Genomic DNA, 14,869 nt, shown 5'->3' on the forward strand with positions numbered 1-14,869 from the left:
GCCGTGCGTCAGCGGAGCCGTTCGACGATGTGGTCGCCGACCCGCAGGGCATTGGCGATGGCGGTCAAGGACGGATTCACCGCGCCGATGCTCGGGAAGAAGCTGGTGTCGACGACGTAGAGGTTGTCGAGGTCATGGGCCCTGCAGTTGATGTCCAGCGCCGAGCTCCTGGGATCCGTACCGAATCGAATCGTGCCGGCCTGGTGTGCGGTGGCCCCGATCGGCATGCCCTTGTGCAGGTAGAGGCTGTGGTCCAGCAGGTGGTGCGGGTACATCCCCAATTGCCCGAGCATCTCCTGCAGTCGTTGCCGGAGCTTCGTCAGCCCCGTCATGTTGTTCTTCTCGTCGATCGACAGATGGAGCCTTCCGTCGCCGTCCAGCGTGACGCGGCTGTCCGGCAGCGGAAGGTCCTCCCCGCACAGCCAGAAGTCGACAGCGTGATGCGCGAGCACCTCGAACGGCATGTCGGGTGAGACCTTTCCGGCCCAGCGCGGCGCCTCCCCGCGGATCTGTTCGGCGTCGGACTTCCCGAGCATCTGGATGCCGCCCATCGGACAGTCGAAGTCCTCCGAGCCGAAGTACCAGTCGTTGAGCGCCAGGGTCTTCTGGAAGCGGGTCGGATTGGGCTCCCTGGAGACGGCCATCAGCGCCAGGTTGTTGTGCCTCATGTAGTGGCGCCCGACCACGTCCGAGCTGTTGCCCAGGCCGTTCGGGTGTGTGTCGCTCGCCGACCGGAGCAGCAGCGCGGCGGAGTTCACCGCCCCACAGGCGACCACCACGATGTCGGCGGCGAAGCATGCGGTCGAGCCGTCCTCGAGCTCCGCGACCACCTGGGTGACCGTGCGTCCGGTCGGGTCCGTCTCCAGCCGGCGCACAGTGGCTCCGGTGATCATCTGCACGTTGTCGTGCTCGAGGGCGGGGTCGACGCAGATCACCTGGGCGTCGGACTTGCCGTTCACCGGACACGGGAAGCCGTCGACCCGGTTGCAGCGGATGCAGACGCTGTCGTGGGTGGCGCTGCCGTCGTCGGCCTGGGTGAGGTCGACACCGATCGGCAGATGGAAGGGGTGCAGACCCTGCTTCTCCAGGTCGTCGCTGAGCTGCTGGATCCGCGGCTCGTGCCGGACCGGCGGATGGAGGTACTGGGCACCGGCCGGCCCCTCGGTGGGGTCCTCGCCGTGCCTGCCGTGCACCAGGTAGAGGTGCTCGGCCTCGGTGTAGTACGGCTCGAGGTCCTCGTAACGGATGGGCCAGGCCGGCGAGATGCCGTCGTGGTGGCGCAGTTCACCGAAGTCCTCGGGCCGCAGACGGAACAGCGCGGCGCCGAAGAACTTGGTGTTGCCCCCGACGTAGTAGTTCACCTCGGGGGTGAACTCACGGCCGTGTCTGTCGTACCAGGTCTCGGGCGCGAGGTACTTGGCCTTCACGAACACCGCGGTCGAGTCCCAGTTGTCGATCTCACGGGGCAGGTAGCCGCCCCGCTCCAGGAGCAGGACACGCTTGCCCGAGGGGGCCAGACGGTGGGCGAGTGTGCCCCCGCCCGCGCCGGTGCCGATGATGATGACGTCGTAACTCCGGTCGTCAGGCATGAGAGCCCCCGTGCCTCACAGGATCGCGATCGGGTTGACAGGTGAACCGGTGGCCGAGGGAAGCCGGAGAGGGGCGATCACGCAGAGGAAGGACCACCGGTCCTCCGCCTCGCAGACCGGCACCAGATCCTCGAACTGCAGGAAGTCCAGCAGGTGCAGCCCCATGGCGTGGACAGCGAGCACGTGTACGGGGAAGTCGACGCCCTCCGTCGTGCTGGGTGCGGTGTCGTTGTTGCCGTCGCCGCCGAGCAGCGCGACCTTGCGCTCCGCCAGGAACTCCATGGCCGTGGGGTGGAGTCCGGCACGGGCATCGGTGGTGTCCCAGGGCCCGAGCTCGTCGCGCCGGCGGCGATGGCCCACCCGGACGAAGAGCAGGTCGCCCTGGTCTACCCGGAGGTGTTGCGCGGTCTCGGCGGCAGCGAGTTCGTCCCCGGTGACGAACTCGCCCGGCTCCAGCCACGGGACCCCGCGCAAGCGCGGGATGTCGAGGAGAACGCCCCGGCCGACGATGCCGTCGCTCGCCATGCCGACCGTCAGATCGGTTGCCCCGTCCGGCGTCAGACCGCTCGCCGGCACGCCGTTGTACAGCGTCCCGTCGAAGATCACATGGCACAGGGCGTCGAGATGGCTGTCGGCGTCACCGTGCACGTTCATGGCGATGCGGTCCCTCGCGAACTGCAGCCCGCTCTCCTTGATTTCGCCCACGACCGCGCCGGTCATCACATGTCTGCAGGGATCGGGGTTGTCCGGCCCCCGCCGGGTCTCGACGGGCGCCGCCATCGTCACCGTGAGTCCCGATCCGACCTCGTCCGCCGCCGCCCGCACCTGCCGCGGTGTGATGTTGTCCAGGGCGCCGCGGTCGGCAGCACCCGGCGCGGCCCTCCGGCGAACGCGCGCATGGAGACCGGCGAACTCCGCGGCGCTCACCGAGAACGCTGCTGCCTGGCGTGGCTGTGCGGTCATGGGCCGTGATCCTCTCGGAGAGCCTGCCGGGCGGCTGCCCGGGCGAGCGGTCTCCCGGCGGTTGCCGGGACGGCGGGGTCAGCGGCCCTCCTCCAGATCGAGCGCCGCGTCGAGCGTGGTGGCGGCCATGATCAGGGACAGGTGGGTGAACGCCTGCGGGAAGTTGCCCAGTTGCTCCCCGCTCGGACCGATCTCCTCGGCGAAGAGCCCGACGTGGTTGGCGTAGGTCTGCATCTTCTCGAAGGCGTATCTCGCCAGTGGGAGCCGCCCCGCGCGGGCCGCCGCGTCGACGTACAGGAAGGTGCAGAGACTGAACGTGCCCTCGGAGCCGCGCAGCCCGTCGGGTGAGGCCGCGGGGTCGTAGCGGTAGACGAGGCTGTCGGAGACGAGTGTGCGATCCATGGCGTCCAGCGTGGACAGCCAGGCCGGGTCCTCGGGGGCGATGAACCCGACTCTCGGCATCAGCAGCAGCGAGGCGTCGAGCACGTCGCCGCCGTACTGCTGGACGAAGGCCTTCTCCGACTCGCTCCAGCCACGCTCCATGATCTGCTCGAAAACGGCGTCCCTGGTCCTCGTCCACCTGACGGTGTCGGCAGGCTTGCGGAAGACGTCCGCCAGGCGAAGCCCGTGGTCGAAGGCGGCCCACGTCATCACCCGGCTGTACGTGAAGTTCTTGCGGCCGCCACGGGTCTCCCAGATGCCCTCGTCCGGCCGGTCCCAGGCGTCCGCGAGCCAGTCGAGCGTCCTGGTGAGTGCCTTCCAGCCCGAGTAGGTGGCGCGCCGGCCGATCTCGTGGCCCTGCGCCAGCGCGTAGACGGCTTCGCCGTAGATGTCCAGCTGGAGCTGGTCGGCCGCGCCGTTGCCGGCACGGACGGGGTACGAGCCCTGATATCCCTCGAAGTGCTTCAGGGTCTGCTCGGGCAGGTTCGGGTCGCCGTCCACGCGGTACATGGTCTGCAGCGGCTCCCCGCCATTGCCCTCGCGCTCGTGCAGCCGGGCGACCAGCCAGTGGACGAACGCGGCCGCTTCCTCGACGAAGCCGAGATCCATCAGGGCGCGCACGGACAGCGAACCGTCGCGGATCCAGGTGTAGCGGTAGTCCCAGTTGCGCTCTCCGCCGACCTGTTCCGGCAGCCCCATGGTCGGCGCAGCGACCATGGCTCCGGTGGGGGCGTAGATGAGCAGCTTCAGGGTGATGGCCGAGCGGTGTACGAGCTCGGGCCAGCGGCCCCGGTAGCGCGAGGTGCGCAGCCACGCCTTCCAGAAGTGGACGACGTCCCAGGACCGTTCGGTGATCCCGTCGATGGTCAGAGGCGGGGGAGCCGCGCCGCCGGGGTCGCAGACGGTGAACACGGCGCTGCCGATCTCGCCCGCCTTCAGGGTCACCGTCCCCCGGACATCCCGGCCGTCGCGCTCCAGCGGGAAGGTGCTCTGCAGGTGGGCGCTGATGCCGGGGGCCCGGAAGAGGGCGCCGTCGGGACCGAGGCCGAGCTCGTGCTCGGCCCGGCCGTAGTCGAAACGCGGCCGGCAACGGAGTGTGAAAGCCACTGTCCCCCGCACGACCCGCACCACACGGACCAGGGTGTGCCGGTCGGTGGCGGTACCCGTCCGGTCGGGAGGCATGTAGTCGACCACTTCGCCCACCCCGTCCGGCGACATGAACCGGGTCACCAGGACCGCCGTGTCGGGGTAGTAGAGCTGCTTGCAGCTGATGCCGGACTGCTCCGGCGCCAGCTGGAAATACCCCCCGCGCTCGACGTCGAGCAGTGCCGCGAAGATGCTGGGCGAATCGAACCGGGGAGCGGCGAACCAGTCGATGACACCCCGGGACGAGACGAGCGCGGCAGTCTGCAGATCGCCGACCAGCCCGTGCTCGGCGATCGGCGGATAGCGTTCGTCCATCGTGGCTCCGGTGGTAGGAAGCCCCGAGCCCCCACCACCACTATCCGACAGAACGGATACCCGCGCCTGGTCTGCACGGGTACGGGCGGGCCCCGCCCGACCGGTGCCACGGGGTGACCGCTCGACCACACCGTGGCCCTGGTGCGGTGGACGGGCGGCCCGGCCGAGGACCGCCACGTATGCCCCCCGTGGGCGAACTTGCGCGGCCGTCGGGGCGGGACACCCGTGTCCCGCTTGACTCGCCAGGTCGTTGTCCGCACGCTCCCGAGAGGCGGCCGACGGCCCGGCCGCCACCCAGCCCGGACTTGCGGGCCGTCCGCCTTCGAGCAGACCGAGGAGGCCACGCGTGCACGAGAGCCGGACCGGACGACAGCTGACCCTCCGGCATGGGGACCGGCGCGCGGTCGTCGTCGAACTCGGAGCGGCCCTACGCCACTACGCCGTGGGCGACCGGCTCGTACTCGACGGATTCGCGCCGGACGACCGGATCACCGGCGGGCGCGGTCAGATCCTCGCGCCGTGGCCCAACCGGATCCGGGACGGCCGGTACCGCTGGGACGGGCAGGACCAGCAACTGCCTCTGACCGAACCGGAGAACGGCAACGCCATCCACGGACTGCTCCGCTGGACGTCGTGGCGGATCGTCGAGGCGCAGAACGACCGGGCAGTGCTCGATGTCTCCGTGTGGCCCCAGCCCGGTTACCCCTTCCACCTCCGGGTCCGCGCGGAGTACACCCTGGATGACGACGGGCTCGGTGTGGCCGTCGTCGCACGCAACCTCGGCGAGAACGCCGCACCCTACGGGGTCGGCCAGCACCCCTACCTCACGGTCGGGACCGCGACCGTGGACGACGCGCTGCTGACCGTACCGGCGCGGACCCGGCTGCGTACCGGCGAGCGGGGGCTGCCGGTGGCTGCCGAACCGGTCCAGGACACTCCGTTCGACTTCCGTACGCCTCGAGCCATCGGGAGCCAGCGGCTGGACACCCCGTTCTGCGACCTCGACCGGGATGCGCGCGGGCGGGCCGTGGTCAGCCTCGCCCACTCCTCCGGCGCATGGGGTACCGACGTATGGCTCGGAGAGGGCGCCGATCACGTCCAGCTGTACACCGGTGACACCCTGCCCGAAGGGCAGCGGCGCCGCTCCGTCGCCATCGAGCCGATGTCGTGCCCGCCCGACGCGTTCCGCACCGGCACGGGACTCGTCACTCTGGGGCCGGGTGAGGAGCACACGGCCCGCTGGGGGCTCACCCCGTGGCAGGAATGACGGCTGCGCCGCGGTGCTCGATGCGGCCCGGTCCCCGGGGCGCGGGCAGCAGGAGCGTCCACCGGCCGGTCGGATGACCCGGCACCGCGGAGGCGCTGCATGACGACGGATCAGGTCCTGATGGGCGTGGGGCTGACCCTGGTGCTCGCCGTCGGGTCGCAGGTCCTGGCAGGCCGGCTCCGTATCCCGGCACTCATCGTGCTGCTGCCGGTCGGGTTCGCCGCCGGCGCGCTGGTGGACGAGATCGACCCCCAGCGGTTGCTGGGCCCGGCGTTCTCCCCCCTGGTCTCGCTTGCAGTCGCGGTGATCCTCTACGACGCCGGCCTCGGGCTCGACCTCAGAAAGCTCAAGGGCCACACCCCCCGCGTCGTCGTCAGGCTGATCTGGGTCGGAGCCCTGGTCACCTGGGCGCTCGGCACGCTGTTCGCCATGCCGCTGCTGGGCATGGACCGGCGGGCGGCCCTGATGCTGGGCGCGATTCTCGTGGTCTCCGGGCCGACGGTCGTCGGGCCGCTGCTCGGCTTCGTCCGGCCGAAGGAACGGCTGCAGCACATCCTGGTCTGGGAGGGGTCCCTCATCGACCCGGTCGGCGGCATCCTGGGTGCCCTCGTCTTCCACCTGGTCAGCGCGACCACCGGGCGTCATTTCGGCGGCGGAGCGGTCGAGTTCCTCGCAAGCGTGGGGGTCGGGCTCGCGGGAGGCGTCGTCGGAGCCGCGCTGCTGCGGGTGCTGCTGTGCCGGCTCCGGCTCGGCGAGATCCTCGGGACCACCGCCCAGCTTGCCGTGGTGATCGCGGTGGCGGCGTTCTGCGACGTCGTCCGCGAGGACTCCGGACTCATCGCCGCCGTGATGACGGGCCTGGCCGTCGCCAACCTCCCTCGGTTCGACGTCCCGGCACGCCGGCCCTTCTTCGAGACCCTCGTCAGTCTCATCCTCGGTCTGCTCTTCATCTCGATCTCGGCCACCGTCACCCCGCAGTCGCTGCGGCACGTGGTGCTTCCCGCGCTGGGGCTCACCGCTGTGCTCGTACTCCTGGTCAGGCCCCTGGTGGCGTTCGTGTCGACGCTCGGAACGGACCTGAGCAGGGGCGAGCGGGGCTTCGTCGGCTGGTTGGCACCGCGGGGCATCGTCGCGGCGGCGACCGCCTCGACGTTCTCCGCCACCCTGGTCGCGAAGGGGATCGGCGGCGCTTCGAAGATTCTGCCCACCACCTTCGTCGTCATCGTGGCCACGGTGACGCTGTACGGGCTGACGGCATCGGCGGTCGCCAGGCGCCTGGGCGTCGTCAGACCGGCCCGCTCACGTCCGCTGCTGGTCGGCGGCGAGCCATGGGTGGTGGACCTCGGGCGGGCGCTCAGGGCGGCGGGACTGCAGGTACTGATGTGGGCCGGCCTGGAGCAGCAGCGTGAGCGCATCGGACAGGCGGGACTCGAACTGGCCCCGGGGGAGCTGCTGGCCGCCGCCACCGGTGAGGGCGCCGAGCTGGAGGGCATCACGGCGGTGTTCTTGCTGACCGCCGAGGACGATTTCAACGCTCTGGCGGCCACCGTCCTGCGCGGCAGCGTCGAGGGATCGGTCCATCGCGTCGGCTCTCCGCTCGAGAGCGTCGGTGTGGTCGCCCCGTTCATCGGCGGCGAGGTCCTGTTCGGCGCGGAGCTGACCGGGGTGGCACTGTCCCGGAGATACGAGAAAGGGGCGTCCATCGTGACGAGGCCCGCAGACCAGGCCGCGCCGGCCGGCTGGGACATGCTGTTCCTGGTCCGGGGCGACGGCCGGCTCGATCCGGTCACCGAGGCGAACCGGCCGCTGCCCGGACCGGGTGACCTCGCCGTCCTGCTGGCTCCCGCCTCTACCGATCGCCCTGCTGTGCCACCGGCCCCGGGGCAGTGGTGACACCGGCGTAGGACCACAAAAAAGCAGATGCGGATCGAGTGACTCGATCCGCATCTGCTCCGTCTTCCCGCACAACGGGGGAAGATCGCTGGTGTCCGAGGGGGGACTTGAACCCCCACGCCCGATAAAGGGCACTAGCACCTCAAGCTAGCGCGTCTGCCATTCCGCCACCCGGACAAGGTGTCTGTCTCGCGGGCCGTGCCCGTTCCGACGTGGAAAACAATAGCAAACATTCGGAGGTGCTCGATCACGCCACTGGCCGTGCGAACGGCGCGTGACAGGAGGACGGGCGGCCTTGGGCGAGCGGGCCCGGCGCGGGAGGATGGGCGGGAGCACCAGGGTGACAGTGGAAGGAAGCAGTGTGAGCGAGACGAACAAGGTCGGCGGCCCGTCCGGCGAGGACGAGGTCGTGGACCTCTGCCGCGAGCTGATCCGGATCGACACCAGCAACTACGGAGACCACTCGGGCCCGGGTGAGCGGGTGGCCGCCGAGTACATCGCCGAACAGCTCGCCGAGGTCGGGCTCGAACCGAAGATCTTCGAATCCCACAAGGGCCGTGCCTCCACCGTGGCCCGGATCGAGGGCGAGGACCCGTCGAGGCCCGCGCTGCTCATCCACGGCCACACCGACGTCGTGCCGGCCAATGCCCAGGACTGGACGCACGACCCGTTCTCGGGCGAGATCGCGGACGGCTGCGTGTGGGGGCGCGGCGCGGTCGACATGAAGGACATGGACGCGATGACCCTCGCGGTCGTCCGCGACCGGATGCGCAGCGGTCGCAAGCCCCCGCGCGACATCGTGCTGGCGTTCCTGGCCGACGAGGAGGCCGGTGGTACGTACGGTGCGCGGTATCTCGTCGACAAGCACCCGGACCTCTTCGACGGCGTCAGCGAGGCGATCGGTGAGGTCGGCGGCTTCTCCTTCACGGTCAACGAGAAGCTGCGGCTCTATCTCGTCGAGACGGCCCAGAAGGGCATGCACTGGATGAAGCTCACCGTGGACGGCACCGCCGGGCACGGCTCGATGACCAACGACGACAACGCGATCACCGAGCTCTGCGAGGCCGTCGGGCGGCTCGGGCGGCACAAGTGGCCGGTCAGGGTGACCAAGACCGTACGGTCCTTCCTCGACGAGCTGTCCGACGCGCTCGGCACCCCGCTCGACCCGGAGGACATGGACGCCACGCTTGCCAAGCTGGGCGGCATCGCCAAGATGGTCGGCGCCACCCTGCGCAACTCGGCCGCCCCGACCATGCTGGGCGCCGGGTACAAGGTGAACGTGATCCCCGGCCAGGCCGTCGCCCATGTCGACGGCCGCTTCCTGCCCGGCTTCGAGGACGAGTTCCTGACCGACCTGGACCGGATCCTCGGCCCGCGGGTGAGGCGCGAGGACGTGCACGGCGACAAGGCGCTGGAGACCAGCTTCGACGGCTCCCTGGTCGATGCCATGCAGGTCGCGCTGAAGGCGGAGGACCCGATCGCCCGCGCCGTCCCGTACATGCTCTCCGGCGGCACCGACGCCAAGTCCTTCGACGACCTCGGCATCCGATGCTTCGGATTCGCGCCGCTGAAGCTGCCGCCGGAGCTCGACTTCGCGGGCATGTTCCACGGTGTGGACGAGCGAGTGCCGGTCGACGGTCTGAAATTCGGCGTGCGGGTGCTCGACCGTTTCATCGACAACTGCTGAATCAGCACGCCGGTAATCGCCAGCGTGTGCGTACGTGACCGGAACGAGTGAAAGGAACCATACGCTCGTAGCCCCATTACTTCTTCCTCGTTACAGGTGATGCGGTCCGCGGCTGGGGCCGCATTGCCAACTAGGAGGAATAATGATCAAGAAGGTCGTCGCTGCTGCGGCAGTCACTGGCGGTCTGGTGCTCGCGGGTGCGGGCATGGCCGTCGCCGACTCGGGCGCGCAGGGTGCCGCTGTCGGGAGCCCCGGTGTGATCTCGGGCAACACGATCCAGGTTCCCGTGCACGTGCCGGTGAACGTGTGCGGCAACACGATCTCCGTGATCGGGCTGCTCAACCCCGCCTTCGGCAACGGCTGCGTCAACGGCTGATGTTGTGCATCAACCCGTAAGGGTTTGAGCCCGGTCGGCCCCGGGGTGCACGCCATGCACTCCGGGGCCGACCCGGCACTCCGTCCCCCGCACGGTCGAGTCCGGGGGTTTTCCGGAAGGTAGAAGGCAGGAACAACGTATGCGACAGGTCACGCGAAAAGGCCTGATCACCATGGCGGCGGCGGGCGGAGTGCTCGCGCTGAGTGGTGGCTATGCGCACGCCGACGCGGGAGCGACCGGCGACGCATCGAATTCCCCGGGGGTGCTGTCAGGGAATTCGGTCGAGATCCCGGTCCATGTACCGGTCAATGTGTGCGGTAACGCCGTGAGTGTCGTCGGACTGCTCAATCCCGCAGCCGGAAACGCTTGCGGAAGCGGTTCGGAAAGCGGTTCGGGAAGCGCGACTACGACCCGACACGGCTCGGCCGCCCCCGCATCGGGCAGCCGGGCATCGAACGGCGGGGCCCAGGACCCGTCGGCAGTCGACCTCGGGCCGGGAACCGGCAAGCACCGGGCCGTCGGCAGCGACAGCAGGGGCGGGGCGACCGCTGAGGGGTACACGCAGGGCTCGCCCGGCATCCTCTCGGGCAACACCGTCCAGGCGCCCATCGACATCCCCGTGAACGCCTGCGGGAACAGCATCACCATCGGCGGACTCCTCAGCCCGTCCTCCGGCAACAGCTGCGAGAACGACCCGGACGTCGCACCACCGCCGGTCAGGCATGTCACCCCGGGCAAGCCCACCCACCCGATGGGGCTCACGGGGTTCGGAGTGCCCACCGCTCCGAATGCGCCCGAGCCCCTCGAGCTCGCTCACACCGGCGCGGGCGGGCTCGACCTGCTCGTCCCGGCGAGCGCGGGCCTGCTGCTGGCGGGCGCGGGCACGGTGCTGTACCGCCGCTCCCGCATGTCCGCGTAACGGCAGGACGAACACGGGCACAGGTGGAACGAAACGAGCGGGCCCCGCGGATGCGGGGCCCGCTTCGTGTCACCAGGTGGCCCGTAGCTGGCGGATGATCCGTCGACGCAGCCGCACCCTGCGGCTGCCGTCACGGCGCAGCGTCAGTCGGTCCAACTCCCAGTGCCCGTACTCGGCATGGTCGGTCAGCAGGCGGGCCGTCTCCTTCCGGGACACCCCGCGCGGCACGTACACGTCGACAAATTCGTATTCCGGCATCGCATCTATTGTGCGGGCAGAGGCTGTGTACGGATAGCGTCTGCACTATGTCTGATGCTGCGCAGCCCACCGCTGCCGAGGTACGCGCCGCCGCCGATGCCGTCAAAGCCGCGCTCGACCATCACCTCGAGGCGGTCGAGCGCCGGTCCGGGGACGACGACCCGGCCGTCTACGACGCGTTCAACGCACTGGCCGCTGCGGCCGAGGTCTACGACGAACTCCTCTACGACCGCTACGACGAGGTCACCCCCTTCGAGATCCCCGGCGTCGACGACTCCATGCCGCCGTATGCCGGCCCTGAGGAGCCCAACGCGCTCAGCGTGCTGATCCGCCGCGACTACGCGGTGGTGGAGCCGACCCGGCTGCTCGCACAGGCGCAGCGGATCGTCGACGCGGATCCGGGCGACGGCGGCAAGGGGACCGGCGCCGCGGCCGGAACCAGTGTCCATGCGGCGCTCGGTGTGCTCTTCGGCGAGTACGAACCGGACGAGGTCGCCTCCCGGCACCAGGAGTTCGGTCTGGAGGAGGGCGACTCCACGCTCTGGGTCTCGGCGGCCGAGGAGCTGCCCGAGGCGGGGGAGTGGCTCAGCGCTCCCTTCGACGAGGCCGACCCGCAGCTGGTGGTCTGCCGCTTCGACGTCAGTTCCGTCTTCGACGAGGACGACCTCGACGAGGAGCTGGACGACCTGGCGACCGACAGCTCCTGATCCCGTCGCGGGCGGAGCCGGAGGACCGATGTCGTGTGCGGTCCTCCGGCCCTCCGGTCGTCTAGACCGTGGCCGTCGGCAGCGCCTCCAGCAGGGCGCGCAGCCGGGTCGTGCGGTCCTGGGTCGGGGACTGGGCCACTGCGCGCGGCAGCGCCTGGTCCACCCCGTGCACCACGGACAGGTGCCGCTCCCCACGGCTGAACGCCGTGTACACCCACGCCCGGCTCAGCCCCTGCGCGGCATCACCGGGCAGTACGACGACCACCGCCGGCCACCTCATCCCGGCCGCCTGGTGGGCGCTGAGGGCCCAGCCGTGGCGTACCGACGACTCCACCCGCTCCTGCGGTACGACGACCGGCGTGCCCGCGCAGTCCAGATGCAGGCCCTCGGCGTCGGCCGAGACGACCGCACCGGGGACCGTCCTGCCGGGCGTCGGGATGTGCACGACCCGGTCGCCCGGGTCGAAGCCGCCGAACCGTCCGGGGCCGGCGTTCAGCCGCTGCTTGAGCGCTGCGTTGAGCGCCCGGGTGCCCGCCGGGCCGCCGTGCCCGACGGTGATCACCTGTGTGTCGGCCGACGGTACGCCGATGGCGCGCGGCACCGAGTCGGCGACCAGCTGCACGGTGCGGTGCACCGCCTCGCCCGCGTCGTGCACGGGGACGATCACCACTTCCTTGCCGGGCGCTTCCACCTGGTTCAGCTCACCGATGCCGATACCGGAGACCAGCTCGCCGATCGGACCGGGATCCGGCGTACGGGAGACCACCTGCGGGCAGGCGCGGGCGGCGAGCACATCCGCGAACACCCGGCCCGCACCCGCCGAGCCCAGCACTCCCGGATCGCCGCTCAGCACCAGGCGGGTGCCGTCGGCGAGGGACTCCACCACCATCGCGGCCGTCTCGACGTCCAGCTGCGGGGCGTCCAGCACGACCAGCAGGTCGACGGCGATCGCCCCGTCCTCGTCCCGGCCGGGTCCCTCGGCGCCGGAGAGCAGTCCGGCGAGGCTGACGGCCGCCGACGGGTCGTGGAGCGCCTCGGCCAGCCGCCGCCTGCCGTCCACGCTGTGGGTGGCGCCGACGGCCTGCAGCCCGAGGGAGCGGGCGGCGGTGATCAGCGCGGCGGGTTCGGCCCTGGCCGCCTCACCGCCGGTGTGCGCGACGAGGCCACCGACCGCGACCGTGCGGATCAGCTCCGCCGCCGAGGGGGAACCGGCGGCCGCCGCCGGCTCCGACCAGTCGGCATCCTTCTCACAGGCGTTGACCAGCCGTGCCAGGCCGTCGGCGAGACTCTCCTCGGCGAGCGCGTACCGGTCGAGGCCGAGCAGCACCTGCGGCGGCTCCTGACCGGCGTGGCCCTCGGCCTGCTCGCCGGATTCCGCGAGCTCCTCCGCCCCCTCGTCGTCCGGCTCGTCCAGGCCCTCCTGGAAGACCAGCACGACGCCCTCGGCGACAGCGTGCTGCACGGCCGCCGCGGGGTCGGTCACCGCACGCTCGGCGAGCGCGGCCCGCACGGCAGAGGCGTCCAGCGCGGTATGCCCCTGCAGCGCGGCGCGCTCCAGCAGCCAGCCGACCAGCGCCGCCGTACGCCGCTCGTCGTCCGGACCGCAGGCGGCGCCCAGCAGCGCCCGCGCGAAGCCGTCGGCCTGCTCGGGCCGGACGCCGGCGACGGCCAGCAGCTGCCACGGGTCCTCACGCAGAACGTCGGCCGCCTGTGCGCCGAGCGTCTGTGCCGCCGGGCCCGCCAGCACCTCCGGCGCCCCGCCCTCAGCCAGCACGGCCGACACCGCGGCCACGGCCTCCGCGGAGGCGCCCTGCGGCGCCCGGACAGGCTCGGATGCACGGGGGCGTACCGGCGCGGGTGCGGGCGCGACCCGGCGGGGGGCGGGCGCGGGCGCGTCGAAGAACGCCGCACCGGGCTTCTCGCCGCTCTCCACGGCGCGCACCGCTGCCAGCAGATCGGCGGCCGGCCCGCTCAGCTTGGCGCCGGCCGCGATGGGACCGTCCTTCTCGGCCTTGCGCTTCTCGATCCGCTCCCGCAACTCACGCTGGGCAGCGAGCTCGGCCTCGGCCTCGGAGAGTGCGGCGGCCGCCTCGCCGTCGGCCGGGTCGGCCGTGTCCGCTGCGCCGGCCGTGTCCGTCCCGTCCGTCTCCTCCGCCTCGGGGTCCGTGGCCCCGCTCGCGTCGCCTCCCACGTCCTCGGTGGACGGGTCGGGTGCGGCGGCAGCGGTGTCCGCGACAACGGTGTCGTCGCCGGCGGCCGAGGGGCCGGGGGTTTCCCCCCGGGGAAGCGCAGTCACAGCGTGCTCCAGTCCTGGTCGGGATAGCGGTGCACGGGCGCCGACACATCGTCGAGCGCCTGGCAGATCTCGTCAGGAAGACTAAGCGCCTCCACTGACAATGCCTCCGTGAGCTGCTGCGCGTTGCGCGCGCCGACGATCGGGGCCACCACTCCCGGCCGGTCCCGGACCCAGGCGAGCGCCACCTGCAGGGCCGTCGTGGCCAGACCGTCGGCCGCCGTCGCCACCGCGTCCACGATGCGGCTCGCCGGGTCGTCGAGATACGGCTCGACGAACGGGGCCAGCAGCTCCGAGGCGCCGCGCGAGTCCGCCGGAGTGCCCGTCCGGTACTTGCCGGTCAGCACCCCACGGCCCAGCGGGGACGACGGCAGCAGCCCCACGCCCAGATCGAGCGCGGCCGGCAGCACCTCGCGCTCCACGCCCCGCTGCAGCAATGAGTACTCCATCTGCGTACTGGCCAGCCGGGTGCGCACCCCGGGCGAGGCGAGCTGCCAGGTCGCCGCCTTGGCCAGTTGCCAGCCGCAGAAGTTGGACACCCCCGCGTACCGGACGCGGCCGGTCGACACCGCCAGGTCGACCGCTTGAAGGGTTTCCTCCAGCGGCGTCACCGGGTCGAAGGCGTGTACCTGCCACAAGTCCACGTAATCCGTACCGAGCCGCTCCAGCGAGGCGTCCAGCGCGGCCAGCAGATGCCCGCGCGAGCCGTCGAAACGGCGGTACGGATCGGCCACGCTGCCCGCTTTCGTGGCGATGACCAGATCGTGCCGAGGCACCAGCCCCTCGATGAGCCGCCCCAGCAGGTACTCGGCCTCCCCGCCGCCGTACACATCGGCCGTGTCGACCAGTGTGCCGCCCACCTCCCAGAAGGCCTTCAGCTGTTCCGCAGCGTCGTGCTCGTCGGTGTCCCGGCCCCAGGTGAGGGTGCCGAGCCCGATCCGGGACACTCGAAGGCCGGTACGGCCGAGATGCCTCTGCTCCATGGGCGCTGAGATTACTGGCCAGAGCCCCACTC

The 14,869-nt window shown here is 71.1% G+C and carries 12 protein-coding genes and 1 tRNA gene; 6 read left to right on the forward strand and 7 right to left on the reverse strand.

The window, feature by feature from the left end; translation table 11 throughout:
* Positions 1 to 8: 8 nt before the first annotated feature.
* The 3 genes from OG963_RS34605 to OG963_RS34615 form a co-directional block, all read right to left on the reverse strand.
* Complete coding sequence (locus OG963_RS34605; RefSeq protein ID WP_362270429.1) at positions 9 to 1,589, reverse strand: GMC family oxidoreductase; 1,581 nt, start codon at positions 1,587 to 1,589, stop codon at positions 9 to 11.
* A 15-nt stretch (positions 1,590 to 1,604) separates the two neighbouring features.
* The gene (locus OG963_RS34610; protein WP_199822852.1) at positions 1,605 to 2,552 is read right to left on the reverse strand and encodes a cyclase family protein; all 948 of its coding nucleotides are present in this window, start codon (positions 2,550 to 2,552) and stop codon (positions 1,605 to 1,607) included.
* A gap of 78 nt (positions 2,553 to 2,630) precedes the next feature.
* Positions 2,631 to 4,454: a glycoside hydrolase family 15 protein gene (locus OG963_RS34615; protein WP_093775107.1), complete on the reverse strand. Its 1,824-nt coding sequence runs from the start codon at positions 4,452 to 4,454 to the stop codon at positions 2,631 to 2,633.
* A 346-nt stretch (positions 4,455 to 4,800) separates the two neighbouring features.
* Between OG963_RS34615 and OG963_RS34620 the strand changes: the two genes are divergently transcribed.
* A complete protein-coding gene (locus OG963_RS34620) occupies positions 4,801 to 5,721 on the forward strand; it encodes an aldose 1-epimerase family protein (protein WP_371799803.1) in 921 nt (306 codons plus the stop codon).
* Positions 5,722 to 5,820: 99 nt separating this feature from the next.
* On the forward strand, positions 5,821 to 7,614 hold the full coding sequence (locus OG963_RS34625; RefSeq protein ID WP_093775111.1) for a sodium:proton antiporter: 1,794 nt from the start codon (positions 5,821 to 5,823) through the stop codon (positions 7,612 to 7,614).
* Positions 7,615 to 7,703: 89 nt separating this feature from the next.
* Here the strand turns inward: OG963_RS34625 and OG963_RS34630 are convergent.
* Positions 7,704 to 7,791: transfer RNA gene (locus OG963_RS34630), tRNA-Leu, on the reverse strand.
* Positions 7,792 to 7,936: 145 nt separating this feature from the next.
* Between OG963_RS34630 and OG963_RS34635 the strand changes: the two genes are divergently transcribed.
* The 3 genes from OG963_RS34635 (at position 7,937) to OG963_RS34645 (ending at position 10,596) form a co-directional block, all read left to right on the forward strand.
* Positions 7,937 to 9,301, forward strand: coding sequence for a M20/M25/M40 family metallo-hydrolase (locus OG963_RS34635; protein ID WP_371126418.1), 1,365 nt, complete (start codon positions 7,937 to 7,939; stop codon positions 9,299 to 9,301).
* A gap of 142 nt (positions 9,302 to 9,443) precedes the next feature.
* Positions 9,444 to 9,677 (forward strand): chaplin ChpH, encoded by a 234-nt coding sequence (gene chpH / locus OG963_RS34640; protein ID WP_030918339.1) that lies wholly within the window; start codon positions 9,444 to 9,446, stop codon positions 9,675 to 9,677.
* A 139-nt stretch (positions 9,678 to 9,816) separates the two neighbouring features.
* Complete coding sequence (locus OG963_RS34645; protein WP_319326961.1) at positions 9,817 to 10,596, forward strand: chaplin; 780 nt, start codon at positions 9,817 to 9,819, stop codon at positions 10,594 to 10,596.
* Between the two features lie 69 nt (positions 10,597 to 10,665).
* Here the strand turns inward: OG963_RS34645 and OG963_RS34650 are convergent, their stop codons facing one another.
* Positions 10,666 to 10,854, reverse strand: coding sequence for a DUF5703 family protein (locus OG963_RS34650; RefSeq protein WP_030918345.1), 189 nt, complete (start codon positions 10,852 to 10,854; stop codon positions 10,666 to 10,668).
* A 47-nt stretch (positions 10,855 to 10,901) separates the two neighbouring features.
* Between OG963_RS34650 and OG963_RS34655 the strand changes: the two genes are divergently transcribed.
* Positions 10,902 to 11,561 (forward strand): hypothetical protein, encoded by a 660-nt coding sequence (locus OG963_RS34655; RefSeq protein ID WP_093930007.1) that lies wholly within the window; start codon positions 10,902 to 10,904, stop codon positions 11,559 to 11,561.
* A gap of 61 nt (positions 11,562 to 11,622) precedes the next feature.
* Here OG963_RS34655 and OG963_RS34660 read toward each other — a convergent pair whose 3' ends face one another.
* Positions 11,623 to 13,857, reverse strand: a complete 2,235-nt coding sequence (locus tag OG963_RS34660; RefSeq protein WP_371799804.1) for a helix-hairpin-helix domain-containing protein — start codon at positions 13,855 to 13,857, stop codon at positions 11,623 to 11,625.
* Positions 13,854 to 14,837: an aldo/keto reductase gene (locus tag OG963_RS34665; protein ID WP_093775119.1), complete on the reverse strand. Its 984-nt coding sequence runs from the start codon at positions 14,835 to 14,837 to the stop codon at positions 13,854 to 13,856. Before OG963_RS34665 ends, OG963_RS34660 begins: the two co-directional genes overlap by 4 nt.
* Positions 14,838 to 14,869: the final 32 nt, after the last annotated feature.

The sequence above is a fragment of the Streptomyces sp. NBC_01707 genome (genome assembly GCF_041438805.1).
Lineage (GTDB): Bacteria > Actinomycetota > Actinomycetes > Streptomycetales > Streptomycetaceae > Streptomyces.

Bases quoted from the DNA above. Each gene is read 5' to 3' on its own strand.
- OG963_RS34655 (WP_093930007.1), top strand. From the start codon at position 10,902: ATGTCTGATGCTGCGCAGCCCACCGCTGCCGAGGTACGCGCCGCCGCC.
- OG963_RS34665 (WP_093775119.1), bottom strand. From the start codon at position 14,837: ATGGAGCAGAGGCATCTCGGCCGTACCGGCCTTCGAGTGTCCCGGATC.
- OG963_RS34625 (WP_093775111.1), top strand. From the start codon at position 5,821: ATGACGACGGATCAGGTCCTGATGGGCGTGGGGCTGACCCTGGTGCTC.
- OG963_RS34635 (WP_371126418.1), top strand. From the start codon at position 7,937: ATGGGCGGGAGCACCAGGGTGACAGTGGAAGGAAGCAGTGTGAGCGAG.
- OG963_RS34610 (WP_199822852.1), bottom strand. From the start codon at position 2,552: ATGACCGCACAGCCACGCCAGGCAGCAGCGTTCTCGGTGAGCGCCGCG.
- OG963_RS34605 (WP_362270429.1), bottom strand. From the start codon at position 1,589: ATGCCTGACGACCGGAGTTACGACGTCATCATCATCGGCACCGGCGCG.
- OG963_RS34645 (WP_319326961.1), top strand. From the start codon at position 9,817: ATGCGACAGGTCACGCGAAAAGGCCTGATCACCATGGCGGCGGCGGGC.
- chpH (WP_030918339.1), top strand. From the start codon at position 9,444: ATGATCAAGAAGGTCGTCGCTGCTGCGGCAGTCACTGGCGGTCTGGTG.
- OG963_RS34615 (WP_093775107.1), bottom strand. From the start codon at position 4,454: ATGGACGAACGCTATCCGCCGATCGCCGAGCACGGGCTGGTCGGCGAT.
- OG963_RS34650 (WP_030918345.1), bottom strand. From the start codon at position 10,854: ATGCCGGAATACGAATTTGTCGACGTGTACGTGCCGCGCGGGGTGTCC.